This window comes from Streptomyces sp. NPDC019443, from assembly GCF_044389785.1.
Taxonomy (GTDB): Bacteria; Actinomycetota; Actinomycetes; order Streptomycetales; family Streptomycetaceae; genus Streptomyces.
On record NZ_JBIRYJ010000011.1, the window covers coordinates 214,467 to 229,868 of the forward strand.

General features: G+C 69.4%; 12 protein-coding genes and 1 tRNA gene. 10 read left to right on the top strand and 3 right to left on the bottom strand.

Annotated features, from left to right (window positions below; translation table 11 throughout):
* Window positions 1-50: 50 nt before the first annotated feature.
* The 4 genes from tmk (at window position 51) to ACH492_RS29420 (ending at window position 6,516) form a co-directional block, all read left to right on the top strand.
* On the top strand, window positions 51-3,116 hold the full coding sequence (gene tmk, locus ACH492_RS29405; RefSeq protein ID WP_398990803.1) for a dTMP kinase: 3,066 nt from the start codon (window positions 51-53) through the stop codon (window positions 3,114-3,116).
* Between the two features lie 195 nt (window positions 3,117-3,311).
* The gene (locus ACH492_RS29410) at window positions 3,312-4,517 is read left to right on the top strand and encodes a DNA polymerase III subunit delta' (protein WP_398990805.1); all 1,206 of its coding nucleotides are present in this window, start codon (window positions 3,312-3,314) and stop codon (window positions 4,515-4,517) included.
* A gap of 160 nt (window positions 4,518-4,677) precedes the next feature.
* A complete protein-coding gene (locus ACH492_RS29415; protein WP_398990807.1) occupies window positions 4,678-6,228 on the top strand; it encodes an alpha/beta hydrolase in 1,551 nt (516 codons plus the stop codon).
* A 214-nt stretch (window positions 6,229-6,442) separates the two neighbouring features.
* Window positions 6,443-6,516 (top strand) — tRNA-Thr (locus ACH492_RS29420).
* A 669-nt stretch (window positions 6,517-7,185) separates the two neighbouring features.
* Here the strand turns inward: ACH492_RS29420 and ACH492_RS29425 are convergent.
* Window positions 7,186-7,626, bottom strand: coding sequence for a hypothetical protein (locus tag ACH492_RS29425; RefSeq protein WP_398990808.1), 441 nt, complete (start codon window positions 7,624-7,626; stop codon window positions 7,186-7,188).
* A gap of 130 nt (window positions 7,627-7,756) precedes the next feature.
* On the opposite strand from ACH492_RS29425, the gene ACH492_RS29430 reads away from it, so the two are divergent.
* Window positions 7,757-8,317 (top strand): TetR/AcrR family transcriptional regulator, encoded by a 561-nt coding sequence (locus ACH492_RS29430; RefSeq protein WP_398905826.1) that lies wholly within the window; start codon window positions 7,757-7,759, stop codon window positions 8,315-8,317.
* Window positions 8,318-8,402: 85 nt separating this feature from the next.
* Entirely contained in the window at window positions 8,403-8,540 is a 138-nt protein-coding gene (locus ACH492_RS29435) for a hypothetical protein (RefSeq protein ID WP_398990810.1), read from the top strand.
* A 232-nt stretch (window positions 8,541-8,772) separates the two neighbouring features.
* Here the strand turns inward: ACH492_RS29435 and ACH492_RS29440 are convergent, their stop codons facing one another.
* Window positions 8,773-9,882: an alkene reductase gene (locus tag ACH492_RS29440; protein WP_398990812.1), complete on the bottom strand. Its 1,110-nt coding sequence runs from the start codon at window positions 9,880-9,882 to the stop codon at window positions 8,773-8,775.
* A 162-nt stretch (window positions 9,883-10,044) separates the two neighbouring features.
* Between ACH492_RS29440 and ACH492_RS29445 the strand changes: the two genes are divergently transcribed.
* From ACH492_RS29445 to ACH492_RS29460, 4 genes are all read left to right on the top strand, one after another.
* Entirely contained in the window at window positions 10,045-10,611 is a 567-nt protein-coding gene (locus ACH492_RS29445) for a TetR/AcrR family transcriptional regulator (protein WP_398990814.1), read from the top strand.
* Window positions 10,612-10,619: 8 nt separating this feature from the next.
* On the top strand, window positions 10,620-10,904 hold the full coding sequence (locus ACH492_RS29450; protein WP_398990816.1) for a YciI family protein: 285 nt from the start codon (window positions 10,620-10,622) through the stop codon (window positions 10,902-10,904).
* The gene (locus tag ACH492_RS29455) at window positions 10,901-11,527 is read left to right on the top strand and encodes a DNA-3-methyladenine glycosylase I (RefSeq protein ID WP_398990818.1); all 627 of its coding nucleotides are present in this window, start codon (window positions 10,901-10,903) and stop codon (window positions 11,525-11,527) included. The genes ACH492_RS29450 and ACH492_RS29455 overlap by 4 nt, the downstream gene beginning before the upstream one ends.
* Window positions 11,528-12,809: 1,282 nt before the next feature.
* On the top strand, window positions 12,810-13,628 hold the full coding sequence (locus tag ACH492_RS29460) for an SDR family NAD(P)-dependent oxidoreductase (protein WP_398990819.1): 819 nt from the start codon (window positions 12,810-12,812) through the stop codon (window positions 13,626-13,628).
* 112 nt (window positions 13,629-13,740) lie between these two features.
* Here ACH492_RS29460 and ACH492_RS29465 read toward each other — a convergent pair.
* A partial coding sequence (locus ACH492_RS29465) for an ATP-dependent Clp protease ATP-binding subunit (protein ID WP_398990821.1) occupies window positions 13,741-15,402 on the bottom strand: 1,662 nt, incomplete at its 5' end.

The window sequence follows — 15,402 nt, forward strand, 5'->3', positions numbered from 1 at the left end:
ATGTTCGGCCAGGCCTCCGGGGAGCGGGGCGCTCCGGATAGGCTGGGCGGATGACGCGAGCCGAGCAGCCAGCCGAGCAGCAGGCGGTCGTGAGCACCGTCTCAGAGACTGCCTCAGACTCCGACGCATCCGACGCACTTGCCGCGGACTCACGTGAGCGAGCCGTGCGCGCCCTGCTGCGCTTCCCTCCGCTCAGGCGGTTGTGGAACGCCCAGGTCGTAGGCGGTGTCGGCGACGCCGTCGCCGTTCTCGTGCTTCTGCTGCTGACGCTTCAGGCGGCGGTCGCCGCGGGCTCGTTCGGGTCCGGTTATCGCGGGGCGGCCTTCGCCGTCGCCGCCGTGCTCGGCGCGCGGGTCCTCGCCACGCTGTTGTTCGGAGCCGTACTTCTCGGCCCGCTGACGAGCCTCACCTCGCCCAAGGGGCCGCTCGACCGGCGCTGGACCATGATCGGCGCGGACGGGCTGCGTCTCGCGCTCCTCGTGATCGCGCCGCTGTGGATCGACTGGACCCCCGGCAACGCGCCCGCGATCCTGCTGATCACCGTCTTTGTCATGGGAGTCGCCGAGCGTTTCTGGACGGTCGCCCGTGACGGCGCGGCGCCCGCGCTGCTGCCCGCCCCACCGCTGGAGGGCGCTGCGGTGCGCCCGCTGCCGGACCACATCGACGCGCTGCGCCGGCTCTGGCTGCGTACGGGTTTCGCCGTGATCCCCGCCGGGGCCGCGGTCCTGCTGGTGGCCACGCTGATCGGCAATCTGCTCGGCTCGGGCATCGAGTGGTTCTCGCTGCACCAGGCGGCCCTCGGTTCGTATGTCGCGGCCGGTCTCTTCGCCGCGTCCGTGTCGACGCTGTACTTCGTCGAGCTGCCCGGCTCGCTGACGCCGCGGCCGCGCTCGCCGCTCGAAGGACTGCGCCGCCCGTCGACCGGCAACGGCCTGGACAAGGGGCGTACGGGCGCCATTCCGCTGTTCGTGCTCGCCTGCGCCGCGGTCGCGGGCGCGATCGCTTCCGCCGTCGCCGTCTCTGTACTGCACGCCTTTGACCTGGGCGGCGGGCCCGCCGCCTTCGCGCTGCTCGTGCTCGCGCTGACCGGCGGTACGGGGCTGGGCATCCGCGGGGCCGCGTCCGTACTGCCCACGCTCTCCCGCCGCCGTCTGCTCTCCCTCGCGGTCGCGGTCACCGGAGTCGCGCTGCTCGCCATGGGCCTGGTGCCGGACACCGCGAGCGTGCTGTTCATCGCGCTGCTCGCGGGCCTCGCGGCCGGTGTCGCCGCGAGCACCGGGCATGCGCTCATCGACCAGGAGGCGGAGGACTTCCGGCGCGCCCGGATCACCGAACACCTCCAGGCGGTCGTCCGGGTCGCCATCGGCCTCGGCGCGCTGGCGGCCCCGCTGCTGTCCGCCGCGATCGGGCCGCACCGGCTGGCGAGCGGTGACTTCGTCTTCGCGCACGGCGGCGCGGCGTTCACGCTGATGCTGGCCGGCGCGCTGCTGCTGCCCGTGGCGGCGATCGTGCTCGCGAAGACCGATGACCGGTCGGGTGTGCCGCTGCGCCGCGATCTGGGCGACGCGCTGCGCCGCGGGTCCGACCCCGCGCAGGCGCCGGCCGCCACCGGATTCTTCATCGCCATAGAGGGCGGCGACGGGGCAGGTAAGTCCACGCAGGTCGAGGCGCTCGCGGAGTGGATCCGGGCGAAGGGCCACGAGGTCGTGGTCACGCGCGAGCCGGGTGCCACGCCGATCGGGAAGCGGCTGCGGTCGATCCTGCTCGACGTCTCTTCGGAGGGGCTGTCGAACCGTGCGGAGGCGCTGCTGTACGCCGCCGACCGCGCCGAGCACGTCAGTTCGGTCGTACGGCCCGCGCTGGAGCGCGGCGCGATCGTCATCTCCGACCGCTACATCGACTCCTCGGTCGCCTACCAGGGCGCGGGCCGCGATCTGTCGCCGACGGAGATCGCCCGTATTTCCCGGTGGGCCACGGACGGACTCGTACCGCATCTGACGGTGCTGCTGGACGTCTCGCCGGAGACCGCGCGGGAACGGTTCACTGAGGCGCCGGACCGGCTGGAGTCGGAGCCGGTGGAGTTCCACCAGCGGGTGCGGGCCGGGTTCCTGACGCTGGCCGCGGCCGATCCGGGCCGGTACCTGGTGGTGGACGCGGGCCAGGAGCCGCAGTCGGTCGCCACTGTCGTACGGCACCGGCTCGACCAGATGCTGCCGCTCTCCGACGCCGAGGTGAAGGCGCAGGCGGAGGCGCGCAAGGCGGCCGAGGAGGAGGCCCGGCGCAGGGCCGAGGAAGAGGCCGCGCGCAAGGCGGAGGAAGAGCGGATCGAGCGCGAGCGGCAGGAACAGCTCGCGAAGCTCCGCGCCGAGGAGGAGGAGCGCCAGCGCCACGAGCTGGAGGAGGCGCGGCAGCGCGAGGCCGAGCGGCAGGCGGAGGAGGCCCGGCAGCGGGCGGAAGAGGCGCGGCGCCGGGCGGAGGAGGAACGCCGCCGGCGCGAGGCGGAGGAGAAGGCACTCCGGGCGGAAGAGGAACGGCGTCGCAGGCAGGCCGAGGAGGAGGCCCGGCTGCGGGCGGAGGCGGAGGAACGGCGTCTCGAGAAGCAGCGGAAGGCGGAAGAGGCGCTGCTGCGAGCGGAGGAGGCGCGGCGATTGGCGGAGGCGGCTGCTGCGGCTTCAGCTTCGGCTTCGGCTTCGGCTTCGGCGAATGACCTCACGGTGCCGACGCCGGTGGTCAGGCCGGACGAGGTGACGCAGGAGGTCCCGTCGCCGGTGACGCCGCCGTCGCCTGCGGCGGATGAGACGGCTGTGCTTCCGAAGTTCCCGGCGGACGCGGAGGAGACGGCGGTGCTTCCGCCGGTACGGGAGGACGCACGGGGCGCCGACCCCTCCGACAAAGTCCCGCCGGGCATCTTCCGCGACGAGGCGCCGAGCGCGGACGCGGGCGCGGGCGCGAACGACCGCACCCGCGAACTCCCCCAGGTCGACCCGGACTCGGGCCGCCGTCGCCGCTCGGACTGGGCGGAGGAGACGCCACTGGACGACCTCCCGACCCTGGCGGACGAACTGCTGGGCCCGCACGACGAGGACGACAACGGCGGCGGCCGGGGCAGGCGCTGACGGCCGGCGCCGCGAAGCCGGCGCTCTTGGGGGTGTGGGGGCGTCAGCCCCCCCAAACCTCCGTCCCCGGAGGGTCTGGGGCCCGCCCCCGGTTTCGGGAAGGGGCGGGGTGGGGGGAAACTCCCCGCCCCGGCCGCGCTGTCAGACCTCTCCCCCACAATGGGAGACCCCAGCACGAAAGGCGGTGACCCGCACATGGCCGTATGGGACGACGTCGTCGGCCAAGAGCGCGTCCGGGCGCAGCTTTCCGCCGCCGCGCGGGACGCCGACCTCCGCGTCACCGCCGAAGCCCGCGGTGAGCAGTCCTCCGACGCGTCGAAGATGACCCACGCCTGGCTGTTCACCGGCCCCCCCGGCTCCGGGCGGTCCACCGCCGCGCGGGCCTTCGCCGCCGCGTTGCAGTGCGTCAGCCCCGACCGTGCCCTCGGCGGGGAGCCCGGCTGCGGGTTCTGCGACGGCTGTCACACCGCCCTCGTCGGTACGCACGCCGACGTCGACGTGATCCGTACGGACCTGCTGTCCATCGGCGTCAAGGAGACCCGCGAGCTCGTCCGGCGCGCCCAGCTCTCCCCGGCCGGCCGCCGCTGGCAGGTGATCATCCTGGAGGACGCCGACCGCCTCACCGAGGGCGCGGGGAATGTTCTGCTCAAGGCCGTCGAGGAGCCCGCTCCCCGCACCGTGTGGCTGCTCTGCGCGCCGTCCCTTGAGGACGTGCTGCCCACGATCCGTTCCCGCTGCCGGCACCTCACTCTCCGTACGCCGCCCGTCGCCGCCGTCGCCGACGTACTGATCAGGCGCGACGGCATCGAGCCCGACGTCGCCGCGGCCGCCGCCCGAGCCACCCAGGGGCATATCGGCCGGGCCCGCCGCCTGGCCACCGACGAGCGGGCCCGCGCCCGCCGGGCCACCGTGCTCAAGCTGCCGCTGCGCGTCGAGGACATCGGCGGCTGCCTCAAGGCGGCCCAGGAGCTGATCGACGCCGCGGCCGAGGACGCCAAGCAGGTCGCCGAGGAGGTCGACGTCAAGGAGACCGAGGACCTCAAGGCGGCGCTCGGCGCGGGGGCCGGCGGGCGGATGCCGCGGGGGACCGCCGGGGCAATGAAGGAGCTGGAGGACAGGCAGAAGCGCCGCAAGACGCGTTCGCAGCGGGACAGCCTGGACCTGGCGCTCACCGATCTGACCGGCTTCTACCGCGATGTGCTCGCCCTCCAGATGGGCTCCGAGGTCGCGCTCGCCAATGACGATGTACGGGACGCACTCGACCGGATCGCCCGCGCATCGACTCCTGAGGGCACCCTGCGCCGGATAGAGGCGGTGGTCGCCTGCCGCCAGGCACTGGACAGCAATGTGGCGCCGCTGCTGGCAGTCGAGGCGATGGCGGTGGCACTGCGCGCCGGGTGACGGGCGAGGCGGGTGCCCGGCCGCGGGCGGGTAGCGACCGGCGGCCTGACCCGGGGCGCCGGCTGACCCGCACCTGTCACGGACGCCGCCGTCCCACTGACCGGCTCACCCGTACGTGCGCCGAAAGGCATCACCGCCCAGCGCGCACTACGCTCCGGGGATGGACACCAGGCGCCTGTTCCGCACCTCCGCCCTCGCGCTGGCCACGGCCGGTCTGCTGATCTCCGGCTGTACGGACGGGAGTTCGTCGCCGAGCGCCTCTGCGACCGCCTCCGCCGCGGGTGAAAGCGGGTCCACCCCCGACGCCGCGCTCAAGCCGTACTACGCGCAGCAGCTGAAGTGGCGGCCCTGCGGTGTTCCCGGATTCGATTGCGCCACCATGAAGGCCCCGCTGGACTACGCCAAGCCCGACGGCGAGTCGATCAAACTGGCCGTCGCCCGCAAGAAGGCCACCGGCCCCGGCAAGCGCCTCGGCTCGCTGCTCGTCAACCCAGGTGGCCCGGGCGGCTCGGCCGTCGGCTACCTCCAGGGGTACGCGGGCGTCGGCTACCCCGCCCCCGTCCGCGCCCGGTACGACATGGTCGCCGTCGACCCGCGCGGCGTCGCCCGCAGTGAGCCCGTCGAATGCCTCAGCGGCAAGGAGATGGACGCGTACACGCAGGTCGACCTGACTCCCGACAACGCTGCTGAGACGACCCGGCTCACCACGTCGCTGAAGGATTTCGCGGCGGGCTGCAAGAAGCGTTCCGGCGAGGTCCTGCCCCATGTCTCCACGGTGGAGGCGGCCCGTGACATGGACATCCTGCGCGCCGTGCTGGGCGACAAGAAGCTGAATTACGTCGGAGCTTCGTACGGCACCTTCCTCGGGGCGACGTACGCCGAGCTCTTCCCCGACCGCGTCGGCCGCCTCGTCCTCGACGGCGCGATGGACCCGTCGCTGCCTTCCCGCCAGATGAACCGCGACCAGACCGCCGGCTTCGAGACCGCGTTCCAGTCCTTCGCCGCGGACTGCATCAAGCAGCAGGACTGCCCGCTCGGCACCACGTCCTCCGCCGACGCCTCCAAACGCCTGAAGGCCTTCTTCTCCGCGCTCGACGCCCAGCCCGTCCCGACCGGCGAGAGCCGCAAGCTCGGCGAGTCGCTGGCCACCACCGGAGTGATCGCCGCGATGTACGACGAGTCCGCCTGGCCCCAGCTCCGCGAGGCCCTCGCGAGCGCCATGGACGGCGACGGCGCGCCTCTCCTCGCGCTGGCCGACAGCTACTACGAGCGCGAGGGCGACGGCTCGTACGAGAACCTGATGTACGCCAACGCCGCTGTGAACTGCCTCGATCTGCCGCCTGCCTTCACCGCCCCCGCGGCCGTGCGGTCCGCGCTCCCCGAGTTCGAGAAGGCGTCCCCGGTCTTCGGCAGGGGCTTCGCCTGGGCCTCGCTGAACTGCGGGTACTGGCCCACCCCCGCCACCGGCGCGCCGCACCGGATCGAGGCGAAGGGCGCGGCACCGATCGTGGTCGTCGGCACCACCCGGGACCCGGCCACCCCCTACAAGTGGTCGCAGGGACTGGCCGAGCAGCTCTCCTCCGGGACCCTGCTGACGTACGAAGGCGACGGCCACACGGCATACGGGCGCGGCAGCGACTGCATCGACACGGCGATCAACACCTACCTGCTGGAAGGCACGGTTCCGCCGGAGAACAAGCGCTGCCGCTGAGCGCAGGCCCGCCGGCCCGCAAGCCGCTGGTGGGCGCCAGGCCCGCCCGTGCCCGGCGTCCTTGAACTCGGGCAGCAGCCACCCCGATGGGGCGCAAGTCGACGGGGGTGTCGGGTGCCCCGGACCTGGTTCGGGGCACCCGAAACAACCCTGTAGACTTGGCGCCGCTGCTGATGCGAACGTGTCCTCGCGAGGACGGGTATATCCGCAGCTTGCCGCCTTAGCTCAGATGGCCAGAGCAACGCACTCGTAATGCGTAGGTCTCGGGTTCGAATCCCGAAGGCGGCTCAAGAAAGCCCAGGTCAGAGCCTTGAAAGCCCCCCACGAAGATCGTGGGGGGCTTTTTCTGCGTCCAAATGGGAACATCCTGGGAACGTTGATGCTCTGATAAATCTTCTATGTCCAGATTTTAGACATTCGAATACGGTTCATGCTAATCAAATGGTGGGTGCAGGGAGGACCGTTGGACTGGCGGCGGTCGTTGATGTCAGAGGGCGCACACTGCGGGCCATGGCCTCACACGACCGTTTTCGTTGCACGGCCCCCTCGCGCACTGCGCGATCCCGACGCCCTGCGTGCCCGCCTGCAGGCTGTCCGAACGGAACCTACTGCGCTTCCTTTGAACGACTGGGTGGAAAGGCTGCGCGGTCGGCTCGGTGGCGGCGAGTCCGTGCCGAGGTTCGACCCCGCTTCCGGGCGGAATCGAGGCCCGTAGCCTGTTCAGGAAAAAGCTGCGGGTAGGTGCAGCGCAGGGTCTGCTTGGAGTCCGGCGCCCGGTGGTCGACGAGGCGCGCTCGGCCCGGGTCTGGCGGCGTGTCGAGGCGCTGTCCGGCGCGTACGAGGTGGCGCCGTGACGCCCACTGCCCCCGTCCGCGCCCGTCCGCCCTCGGCCTCATCGAGGCTGAGGGCGGACGTATCGTTTCCCAATTCCCCAGACTCGGGGGAGGGGGGAGCCGGTCAGGCGGTGGTGGGGCTCGTGACGGCTGCTTGGGTGATGGCCTCGACCAGGCGCTCGCCCGTGTAGGCGCGGCCGCCCATGCCCCAGCCTCCGTCCGGGGCGTTGACGACGTTGATCCGGATGTCGTCGCGATCGTGGCCCGGTGCCATGAGCTTGTACGCGATGTCCGTGGCCCTCTCGATGAAGGCCGTCCGTGCTGCGACGGAATCCAGGCCGATGTCGGGCAGCTTCAGCTCGATCAGGACGAGGGATCGGTTGGTCCCGCCCGCGTACACGTGCTGAGGGTCGAGCAGGTGCAACGCGCCGGCGACCATGGGCGTGAAGAAGGTGTTGCTGGTCAGGCCGCTCACGTCGATGAGAGCGTCGCTGAGCTGCGGAATGATCTCCCGCTCGCCGGTCGGCGTGAGGGCGCCGGTGGGTGCGATGACGGCGATGGGCATGGGTGTGCTCCTCGATCTCGGGTGGGAATAGAGACTGTAGTACGTACGTCCTAGCGAGAATGACTCTGGAGTAGGATGGCCGTCCTAGTCAAGCGGTAAAGGGCAGAGGCGAGCGGAGGGTCGAGACGCGATGGCCAAGGAGACCCGGGGCCGGATGGTGGATGCCGCCGTTGGCGCGTTGCGCCAACGTGGCCTGCAGGGCATGTCGTTCACCGATGTGCTCGCGCGGAGCGGGGCGGCCCGTGGCGCCATCTATCACCACTTCCCCGGCGGCAAGAACGAGTTGGCCGTCGAGGCCGTCTCGCAGCACGGCCGCGAGGTGTGCGACCGGCTCGCGGAGATCGGCGCGGCCGGCCCCGGGGATGTCGCCGTGGCTTTCGTGGAGTTCGCACGGCCGGTCGCCCAGGCGGCGGCCGAGGGCGCCGGATGCGCCGTCGCGGCCGTGACCGTGCCCCCGGACGAGGACGACGGCGAGCTGTGCCGGGTCGCGGCGGTGGTGTTCGCCTCGTGGACGGAGCAGCTCTCCCGGGCCCTGCGGGAGGCGGGGCTGACGGCGGCCGACGCGGAGGAGAAGGCCGCCCTGCTCGTCGCCCTCCTCGAAGGGGCACAGGTGCTGTGCCGGGCGAGCGGCAGCACGGAGCCGTTCGAACGAGCTGTCCGGGCCGCCCTGCAGCTCTTCGCCGACTCCTGACGGCCGTCGGCCTCGGCGTGCGGTGGACCGCACGCCGAGGCCCTACGTCGGCACGAGCGGCCTGCGCAGAACCCGCTACCGGGGCTTGCCCAGAACCCACGTCCAGCACGTCCTGACCGCGCTGGCCTGCAACTTCACCCGCGTCGCCGACTGGATCGCCGAGCCGCCAATCACCCGCCGCCGATCAACACGCTTCCACGCTCTGTGCGCCGCCACCGCATGACCCGGGAACATCACCAACAGAGTCACGGCATTGGGACTAGGACTTCGGGGCTGGGAGGCGCCGTTGACCGTACAGGCCGGAGCAGTCTCTTGCGGTTCCTGCCCGACCCCAGGCGGGAACGCGGGTGCTGGTCGGGCAGGCTTGGCTGTCAGCAAGGCAAGGGTGTCACCCAGCTGGTACCAGCGGCGTCACACCCCAGTTGCGATACGTCGCGCCCCGCTGGCCCGGTCGCTCACTCGGTCGCGGTCGCGAGGTGGCGTGTCTGGGCTCCGTCGCCTCGGTGGAACGGATAGTCCGTGTAGCCAGCCTCGCCTCCGACATAGAACGTGGTCGGGTCGGCTGCGGTCAGAGGCAGGTTCTCCCGGTAGCGGTGGACCAGGTCCGGGTTGGCCAAGAACGGCGTGCCGAAGGCGATCAGGTCGGCGTTCCCGGTGTGCACTGCTGCCCGGGCGCGCGCGACGTCGTAGCCGTTGTTGGCGATGAACACACCAGCGAACCTCGTCCGCAGTGCGCGGTAGTCGATGGATGCCGTCTTCGTCATCATGTCGCCCTCCAGGATGTGCGCATACGCCAGGCCGCGCGGACTCAGCTGCCCCAGGAAGTACTCGAAGTGGGCCTGGGGATCGGAATCTGACATGGAGTTGAAGCTGTTCTCCGGCGTCAGGCGCACGCCCACCCGCTCGGCGGGCCACTCGGCGCACACCGCGTCGAGGACCTCGTTCAGCAAGCGCATGCGGTTGGCGGCGCTGCCACCGTACGCGTCGGACCGGTGGTTGCTCCCGTCGCGCAGGAACTGGTCGATCAGGTAGCCGTTGCCGGCGTGGACCTCGACACCGTCGAAGCCCGCGTGCTTCGCCAGCTCGGCTGCGTGCCGGAACTGCGCGACGATCCCTGGCAGCTCGTCGCGGCCGAGCTCGCGGGGCGTCACGAAGTCCTGCGGGCCGGCGTAGGTGGCGGCTTGGCCGGCGGGTTGCATCGCCGAGGGGGCGACGGGCGTTGCGCCGTCCAGCAGGCTCGGATGGGAGATGCGGCCGCAGTGCTGCAGTTGCACGAAGATGTGGCCGCCCGCCGCGTGGACTGCGTCGGTCAGGTGCCGCCAGCCGGTCACGTGGGCGTCGGTGTGCAGCCCGGGAGTGAAGGGGTAGCCCACCGCCTGCGGTGAGACCGTGGTGGATTCCGCGACGATCAAGCCCGCGGTGGCGCGCTGCCGGTAGTAGGCGACCATCAACTCGGGAATGCACCCGTCCGCGTCGGCGCGGTTGCGGGTCATCGGCGCCATCACCATCCGGTTGGCGAGTTTGAGGTCGCCCAGGGCGAACGGCTCGAACAAGTCGAGGGGCATGAGGAGCTCCAGTTTTCTGGCACGAGCATCGTAGGACAGCTGTCCTAGAGAGCCGTCACGCTAGGTCGGCCACGCCTGGGGTGTCAACGACTTGACGGCCTAGGACGGGCGACCTACGGTGAGTGCTCTAGGTCGGTTGTCCTACGACGAAAGGGGATCGGTGTGACTGCTGTGGCGACCCGTGAACAGATCGTGGCGGCGGCCGACCGGCTCTTCTACCACCACGGCTACGAGCACACCTCGTTCGCGGACATCGCCGGAGCCGTTGGACTGTCGCGGGGCAACTTCTACTACCACTTCAAGTCCAAGGACGCGATCCTGGACGCGGTGATAGATGCCCGCTTGGACGACACCCGGCGAATGCTGGCGCAGTGGGAGGCCGAGGCGCCCACCCCGGCCGGCCGCATCATGCGGTACGTCGAGATCGTGCTGACGAACCGCGCCGACATCCAGGACTACGGCTGCCCGGTGGGCACCTTGACCACGGAGCTGGCCAAGCTGGAGCACGCCATGCTCGGTCAGGCCGGCCGCCTGTTCATCCTGTTCCGCGTGTGGCTTCGTGAGCAGTTCGTGCTGCTCGGGCAGGCTGAGCAGGCCGATGAGCTGGCGATGCACGTGCTCGTCTTCAGCCAGGGCGTCGCCGTCATGGCCAACGCGTTCCGCGACGAGGCGTTCATCCAGCGGGAAGTCGACCGGATGCGCGATTGGCTGAGCACCTACGAGAAATGAGAGATCGCATGTTCGTGGTCCTGCTTCGGTTCTCCGGCAACTCACGCTCCGCCTCCCAGCACATGACCGGCCATCAAGAGTGGATCAAGCGCGGCCTGGACGACGGGGTCTTCCTGCTGGTCGGCAGCATCCAGCCAGGGCTCGGCGGCGCAGTCCTCGCCCACAACACCTCGCGCGAGGAACTGCAGAAGCGGGTCGACGACGACCCGTTCGTCGCCCAGGACGTCGTCACGGCGGAGATCATCGAGATCGCGCCCGGAATGGCGGACGAGCGGCTGGGCTTCCTGCTGTGACGGCGCCGTTCCTTGGCCCCGACGGCGCGCCGCGCTGCTCGTGGAGCGGAGCTGTCCCGGAGTTCCTCACTTACCACGACACCGAGTGGGGCTTTCCCGTCGGTGACGACCGGCGGCTGTTAGAGAAGCTGAGCCTGGAGGGCTTCCAGTCCGGACTGAGCTGGCGCACGATCCTGGCCAAGCGTGAGAACTTCCGCGCCGCCTTCGCGGGCTTCGACATCCCTGCCGTCGCCCGGTTCGACCAGCGTGACGTCGAGCGTCTCCTGGGCGACGCGGGCGTCGTCCGGCATCGCGGCAAGATCGAGGCGGTGATCAACAATGCCCGCCGGGCCGAGGACCTGGTCGAGCGGGAGGGATCTCTGGCGGCGTTCGTGTGGCGCTACGAACCCGACGCGGGCGACCTGGCCGAGCCGCAGACCATGTCGACCTCCCCGGCCTCGGTCGCGCTGTCGAAGGACCTGCGGAAGCAGGGCTGGAAGTTCGTCGGACCGATCACGGTGTTCGCGTTCATGCAAGCCATGGGGTTGATCAACGACCACGCTCGGGAATGCGCGATCAGGCCCGAGGTCCAGCGGATCCGTGAAGAATTCGACCGCCCAGGACGAGTCGGCACGATCAGGTGAACAGGAGACGCACGCGCGCTACATGCTGATCGAGAACTTCGATTCATGGGGAACGTGATGCCCCGGCAGTTCCGGCATCGGGCCGACCCTCCGTTGGTCAGCTCTGTTCCTGCTCGGCGTTCTGGTCGCGCAGCGGCCGAAGCGCATCACCCAATGGACCCCCGCAGCGCCACCGGACGGAGACGTGAGGCGGCGGAGTGGTCTGGGCGGACGCGGCTGACCAGCGAAAACGGTCAATGGCTCGACCCCGGGCTCAGGGGAAGTGAGCTCGCGTTCATCTCGATGCAGGTGCGAAGCTCCCTAGATCGGCCCCCCGCTCCCATCGGCAACGCTGCCGTTCAGCACTGTCCTGGGGCCGGAGCACGGGAACGGATGGGAACCTCGTGGGAACGGAAGGATCGGGAACGATGTGGCAAGGGCCAGCGAGGGCGGGCACCCGCACCCGCTCTGACCTGCTACTTTCCCTTGAATCAGGTCATGTGGATCAAGATCGTGATGATCACGTGCTGACTCGTAATGCGTAGGTCTCGGGTTCGAATCCCGAAGGCGGCTCCAAGGGAAACCGCATGTCAGGCTTCTGACCTGCGGTTTTCTTGGTTTCTTGACCATGGGAATGATAGTTCTGAGCGGCTAATGACCTACGCAGCCGAATGCGTAGGTCTGAGGTTCAACAGGGTGGCACGGGGCGGGCTCGGTCGGTGAGGAAATAAGCTCTGACCTGCTGGTTCTTCGGCGCCTGGCATCCAACACGTCATGCCTTGCGTGGAGTGGGGGTGCGCAGGGGGAGCGCATCAGTGCAGGGGTGGTGAAGGGAGCAACGCCGGAATGTCTGGAACCGCAGCGGCGAGATGGCTGTAGCGGGTCCTTTGGGATCGGCATGGTCTTTGTGGGCGTGTTACAGCGCAAGCATCGGTGGTGAAGTGGGTACGGCTCAGCCGAGTTGCCACGCCGCACCCGGAACATGTTGCCGACGGGGTGTGGGGTCGCGCACGAAACCTGCCCCCTGTCGCACGTTGGATCGACTCGACGACTACACCGGCTAAATGTGGCAACAACCGCCCCAAATCACTTGCACCGCGAACTCGGTAGATGCCCAACTCAGGCCGGCGGCATCGCAAGATCTCGGACAGAGCCGAGACTCGTGATCGTCGAGTTCCTGCCGCAGGTACAAGGTTCAACTTCGGCTGGATACAATCGAGTCAGCCTTGCCGACTCGAATCGCCGTCTGCGGCCACTTAAGATCACGTCACCCGATCCGATGGCACCTGGAGGGCGAACGCACATGACACATCAGCGTGTTGTGGTCGTGACTGGGGGAGGAACGGGCATCGGTGCGGCAACTGCACGGCTGCTTCGGGCGACTGGACATGACGTTGTCATCTCCGGCCGACGACCGGAGCCGTTGCACCGCATCGCCCAGGAAACCGGGGCTCTGGCTTGTCCAGCTGACACCGTCGACCCGGACGCTGTTCTCCGCCTCGTCGAGACTGCCGTCGCGCGATTCGGCCGACTCGACGGATTGGTTCTCAATGCTGGAGTGGGACGCAGCGGGGGTGTCGGGGAGCTGTCCGATGAGGACTGGGAGTTGGTGCTCCGCACCAATCTCACCGGCCCTTTCCTTCTGATGCGCGCGGCACTACCGCACCTGCTTCGGGCCCGGGGCTCTGTCGTCGCGGTTTCTTCGGTTTCCGCCCTGCGCAACGGGGTGGGCAATGCCGCGTACGCCACATCTAAGGCGGCATTGCTGCAGTTGTGCCGGTCGCTGTCTGTGGACTACGGGCCGCAGGGCTTGCGAGCCAACACTGTTTGCCCAAGTTGGGTACGCACAGAGATGGCCGACCGCCGCATGGCCCGGTTCGCGGAGGACGCTGGATTGGCCTCCGGCGAGGTCGACGAAGCCTACGAGGCAGCCACCCGGCTGCTGCCAGCGCGCCGCGCCGGGGATCCTCGAGAGGTCGCCGAGGCCATCTCCTGGCTGCTATCGCCGGCTGCGTCCTTCGTCAATGGTGCTGTCCTGACTGTGGACGGCGGAGTGACCGCGCTGGACCCCGGAACTGTTCCCTTCGAGTTCCACGTCACCCCGCGCGATAACGAAGGTTGACCTTGCCGCTGGACGGAGAGTCGGACTCGTGCCGGACCGCCGCGGGTCACGAGACGTACTTGAGGTCCGCGGCGGCAAAGGAACAGTCGGTTTACTCAAGGCCCATACGCGCTCAGAACTCCGAGCCCGAGCCCGGCCTGTCTCCGCCGGCGGCCTGCTCGATCGGCGGGACGTCCGGCAGAGCCGACTTCTCCTCACCCCGGAAGGTGAAGGTGGCCGTCTCGCCCTCGCCCTCGGTGTCCACGACCACGATGTGACCGGGGCGCAGCTCGCCGAAGAGGATCTTCTCCGACAGGATGTCCTCGATCTCGCGCTGGATCGTCCGGCGCAGCGGCCGGGCGCCCAGAACCGGGTCGTAACCCTTCTTGGACAGCAGCTCCTTGGCGGACTGGGAGAGCTCGATGCCCATGTCCCGGTCCTTGAGGCGCTCGTCGACCTTGCCGATCATCAGGTCGACGATCTGCAGGATGTCCTCCTGCGTGAGCTGCGGGAAGACGACGACGTCGTCGACACGGTTGAGGAACTCGGGCCGGAAGTGCTGCTTGAGCTCGTCCGAGACCTTGTTCTTCATGCGCTCGTAGTTGGTCTTCTTGTCGCCCGAGGCCGCGAAGCCCAGGTTGAAGCCCTTGGAGATGTCCCGGGTGCCGAGGTTGGTCGTCATGATGATGACCGTGTTCTTGAAGTCCACGACGCGGCCCTGGGAGTCGGTCAGCCGACCGTCCTCCAGGATCTGGAGCAGCGAGTTGAAGATGTCCGGGTGGGCCTTCTCGACCTCGTCGAAGAGGACGACGGAGAACGGCTTCCGGCGCACCTTCTCGGTGAGCTGGCCGCCCTCTTCGTAACCCACGTATCCGGGCGGGGAACCGAAGAGCCGGGAAACCGTGTGCTTCTCGCTGAACTCCGACATGTCGAGGGAGATCAGCGCGTCCTCGTCGCCGAAGAGGAATTCGGCGAGCGCCTTGGACAGCTCGGTCTTACCGACACCGGACGGGCCGGCGAAGATGAACGAACCGCCGGGGCGCTTCGGGTCCTTCAGACCCGCTCGCGTACGGCGGATCGCCTTCGACAGCGCCTTGACGGCGTCGACCTGGCCGATGACCCGCTTGTGGAGCTCGTCCTCCATGCGCAGCAGACGCGAGGACTCCTCCTCGGTCAGCTTGAACACCGGAATGCCAGTAGACGCAGCCAACACTTCAGCAATCATGTCGCCGTCGACCTCGGCGACGACGTCCATGTCGCCGGCCTTCCACTCCTTCTCCCGCTTGGCCTTCGCGGCGAGGAGCTGCTTCTCCTTGTCGCGGAGAGAGGCCGCCTTCTCGAAGTCCTGGGAGTCGATGGCCGACTCCTTGTCGCGGCGGACGCCCGCGATCTTCTCGTCGAACTCGCGGAGGTCCGGCGGCGCGGTCATCCGGCGGATGCGCATCCGCGATCCGGCTTCGTCGATCAGGTCGATCGCCTTGTCCGGGAGGAAGCGGTCCGAGATGTACCTGTCTGCCAGCGTCGCGGCCTGGACCAGCGCCTCGTCCGTGATGGAGACGCGGTGGTGGGCCTCGTAACGGTCCCGCAGGCCCTTGAGGATCTCGATGGTATGCGGCAGCGACGGCTCGGCGACCTGGATGGGCTGGAAGCGGCGCTCCAGCGCGGCGTCCTTCTCCAGGTACTTCCTGTATTCCTCCAGAGTCGTGGCGCCGATGGTCTGCAGCTCGCCCCGCGCCAGCATCGGCTTGAGGATCGAGGCCGCGTCGATCGCGCCCTCGGCGGCGCCCGCACCCAC

Coding starts and splice junctions, on each gene's coding strand:
- ACH492_RS29425 (WP_398990808.1), bottom strand. CDS start 7,626: ATGCCCATCGCCGTCATCGCACCCACCGGCGCCCTCACGCCGACCGGC.
- ACH492_RS29460 (WP_398990819.1), top strand. CDS start 12,810: ATGACACATCAGCGTGTTGTGGTCGTGACTGGGGGAGGAACGGGCATC.
- tmk (WP_398990803.1), top strand. CDS start 51: ATGACGCGAGCCGAGCAGCCAGCCGAGCAGCAGGCGGTCGTGAGCACC.
- ACH492_RS29440 (WP_398990812.1), bottom strand. CDS start 9,882: ATGCCCCTCGACTTGTTCGAGCCGTTCGCCCTGGGCGACCTCAAACTC.
- ACH492_RS29450 (WP_398990816.1), top strand. CDS start 10,620: ATGTTCGTGGTCCTGCTTCGGTTCTCCGGCAACTCACGCTCCGCCTCC.
- ACH492_RS29410 (WP_398990805.1), top strand. CDS start 3,312: ATGGCCGTATGGGACGACGTCGTCGGCCAAGAGCGCGTCCGGGCGCAG.
- ACH492_RS29415 (WP_398990807.1), top strand. CDS start 4,678: ATGGACACCAGGCGCCTGTTCCGCACCTCCGCCCTCGCGCTGGCCACG.
- ACH492_RS29430 (WP_398905826.1), top strand. CDS start 7,757: ATGGCCAAGGAGACCCGGGGCCGGATGGTGGATGCCGCCGTTGGCGCG.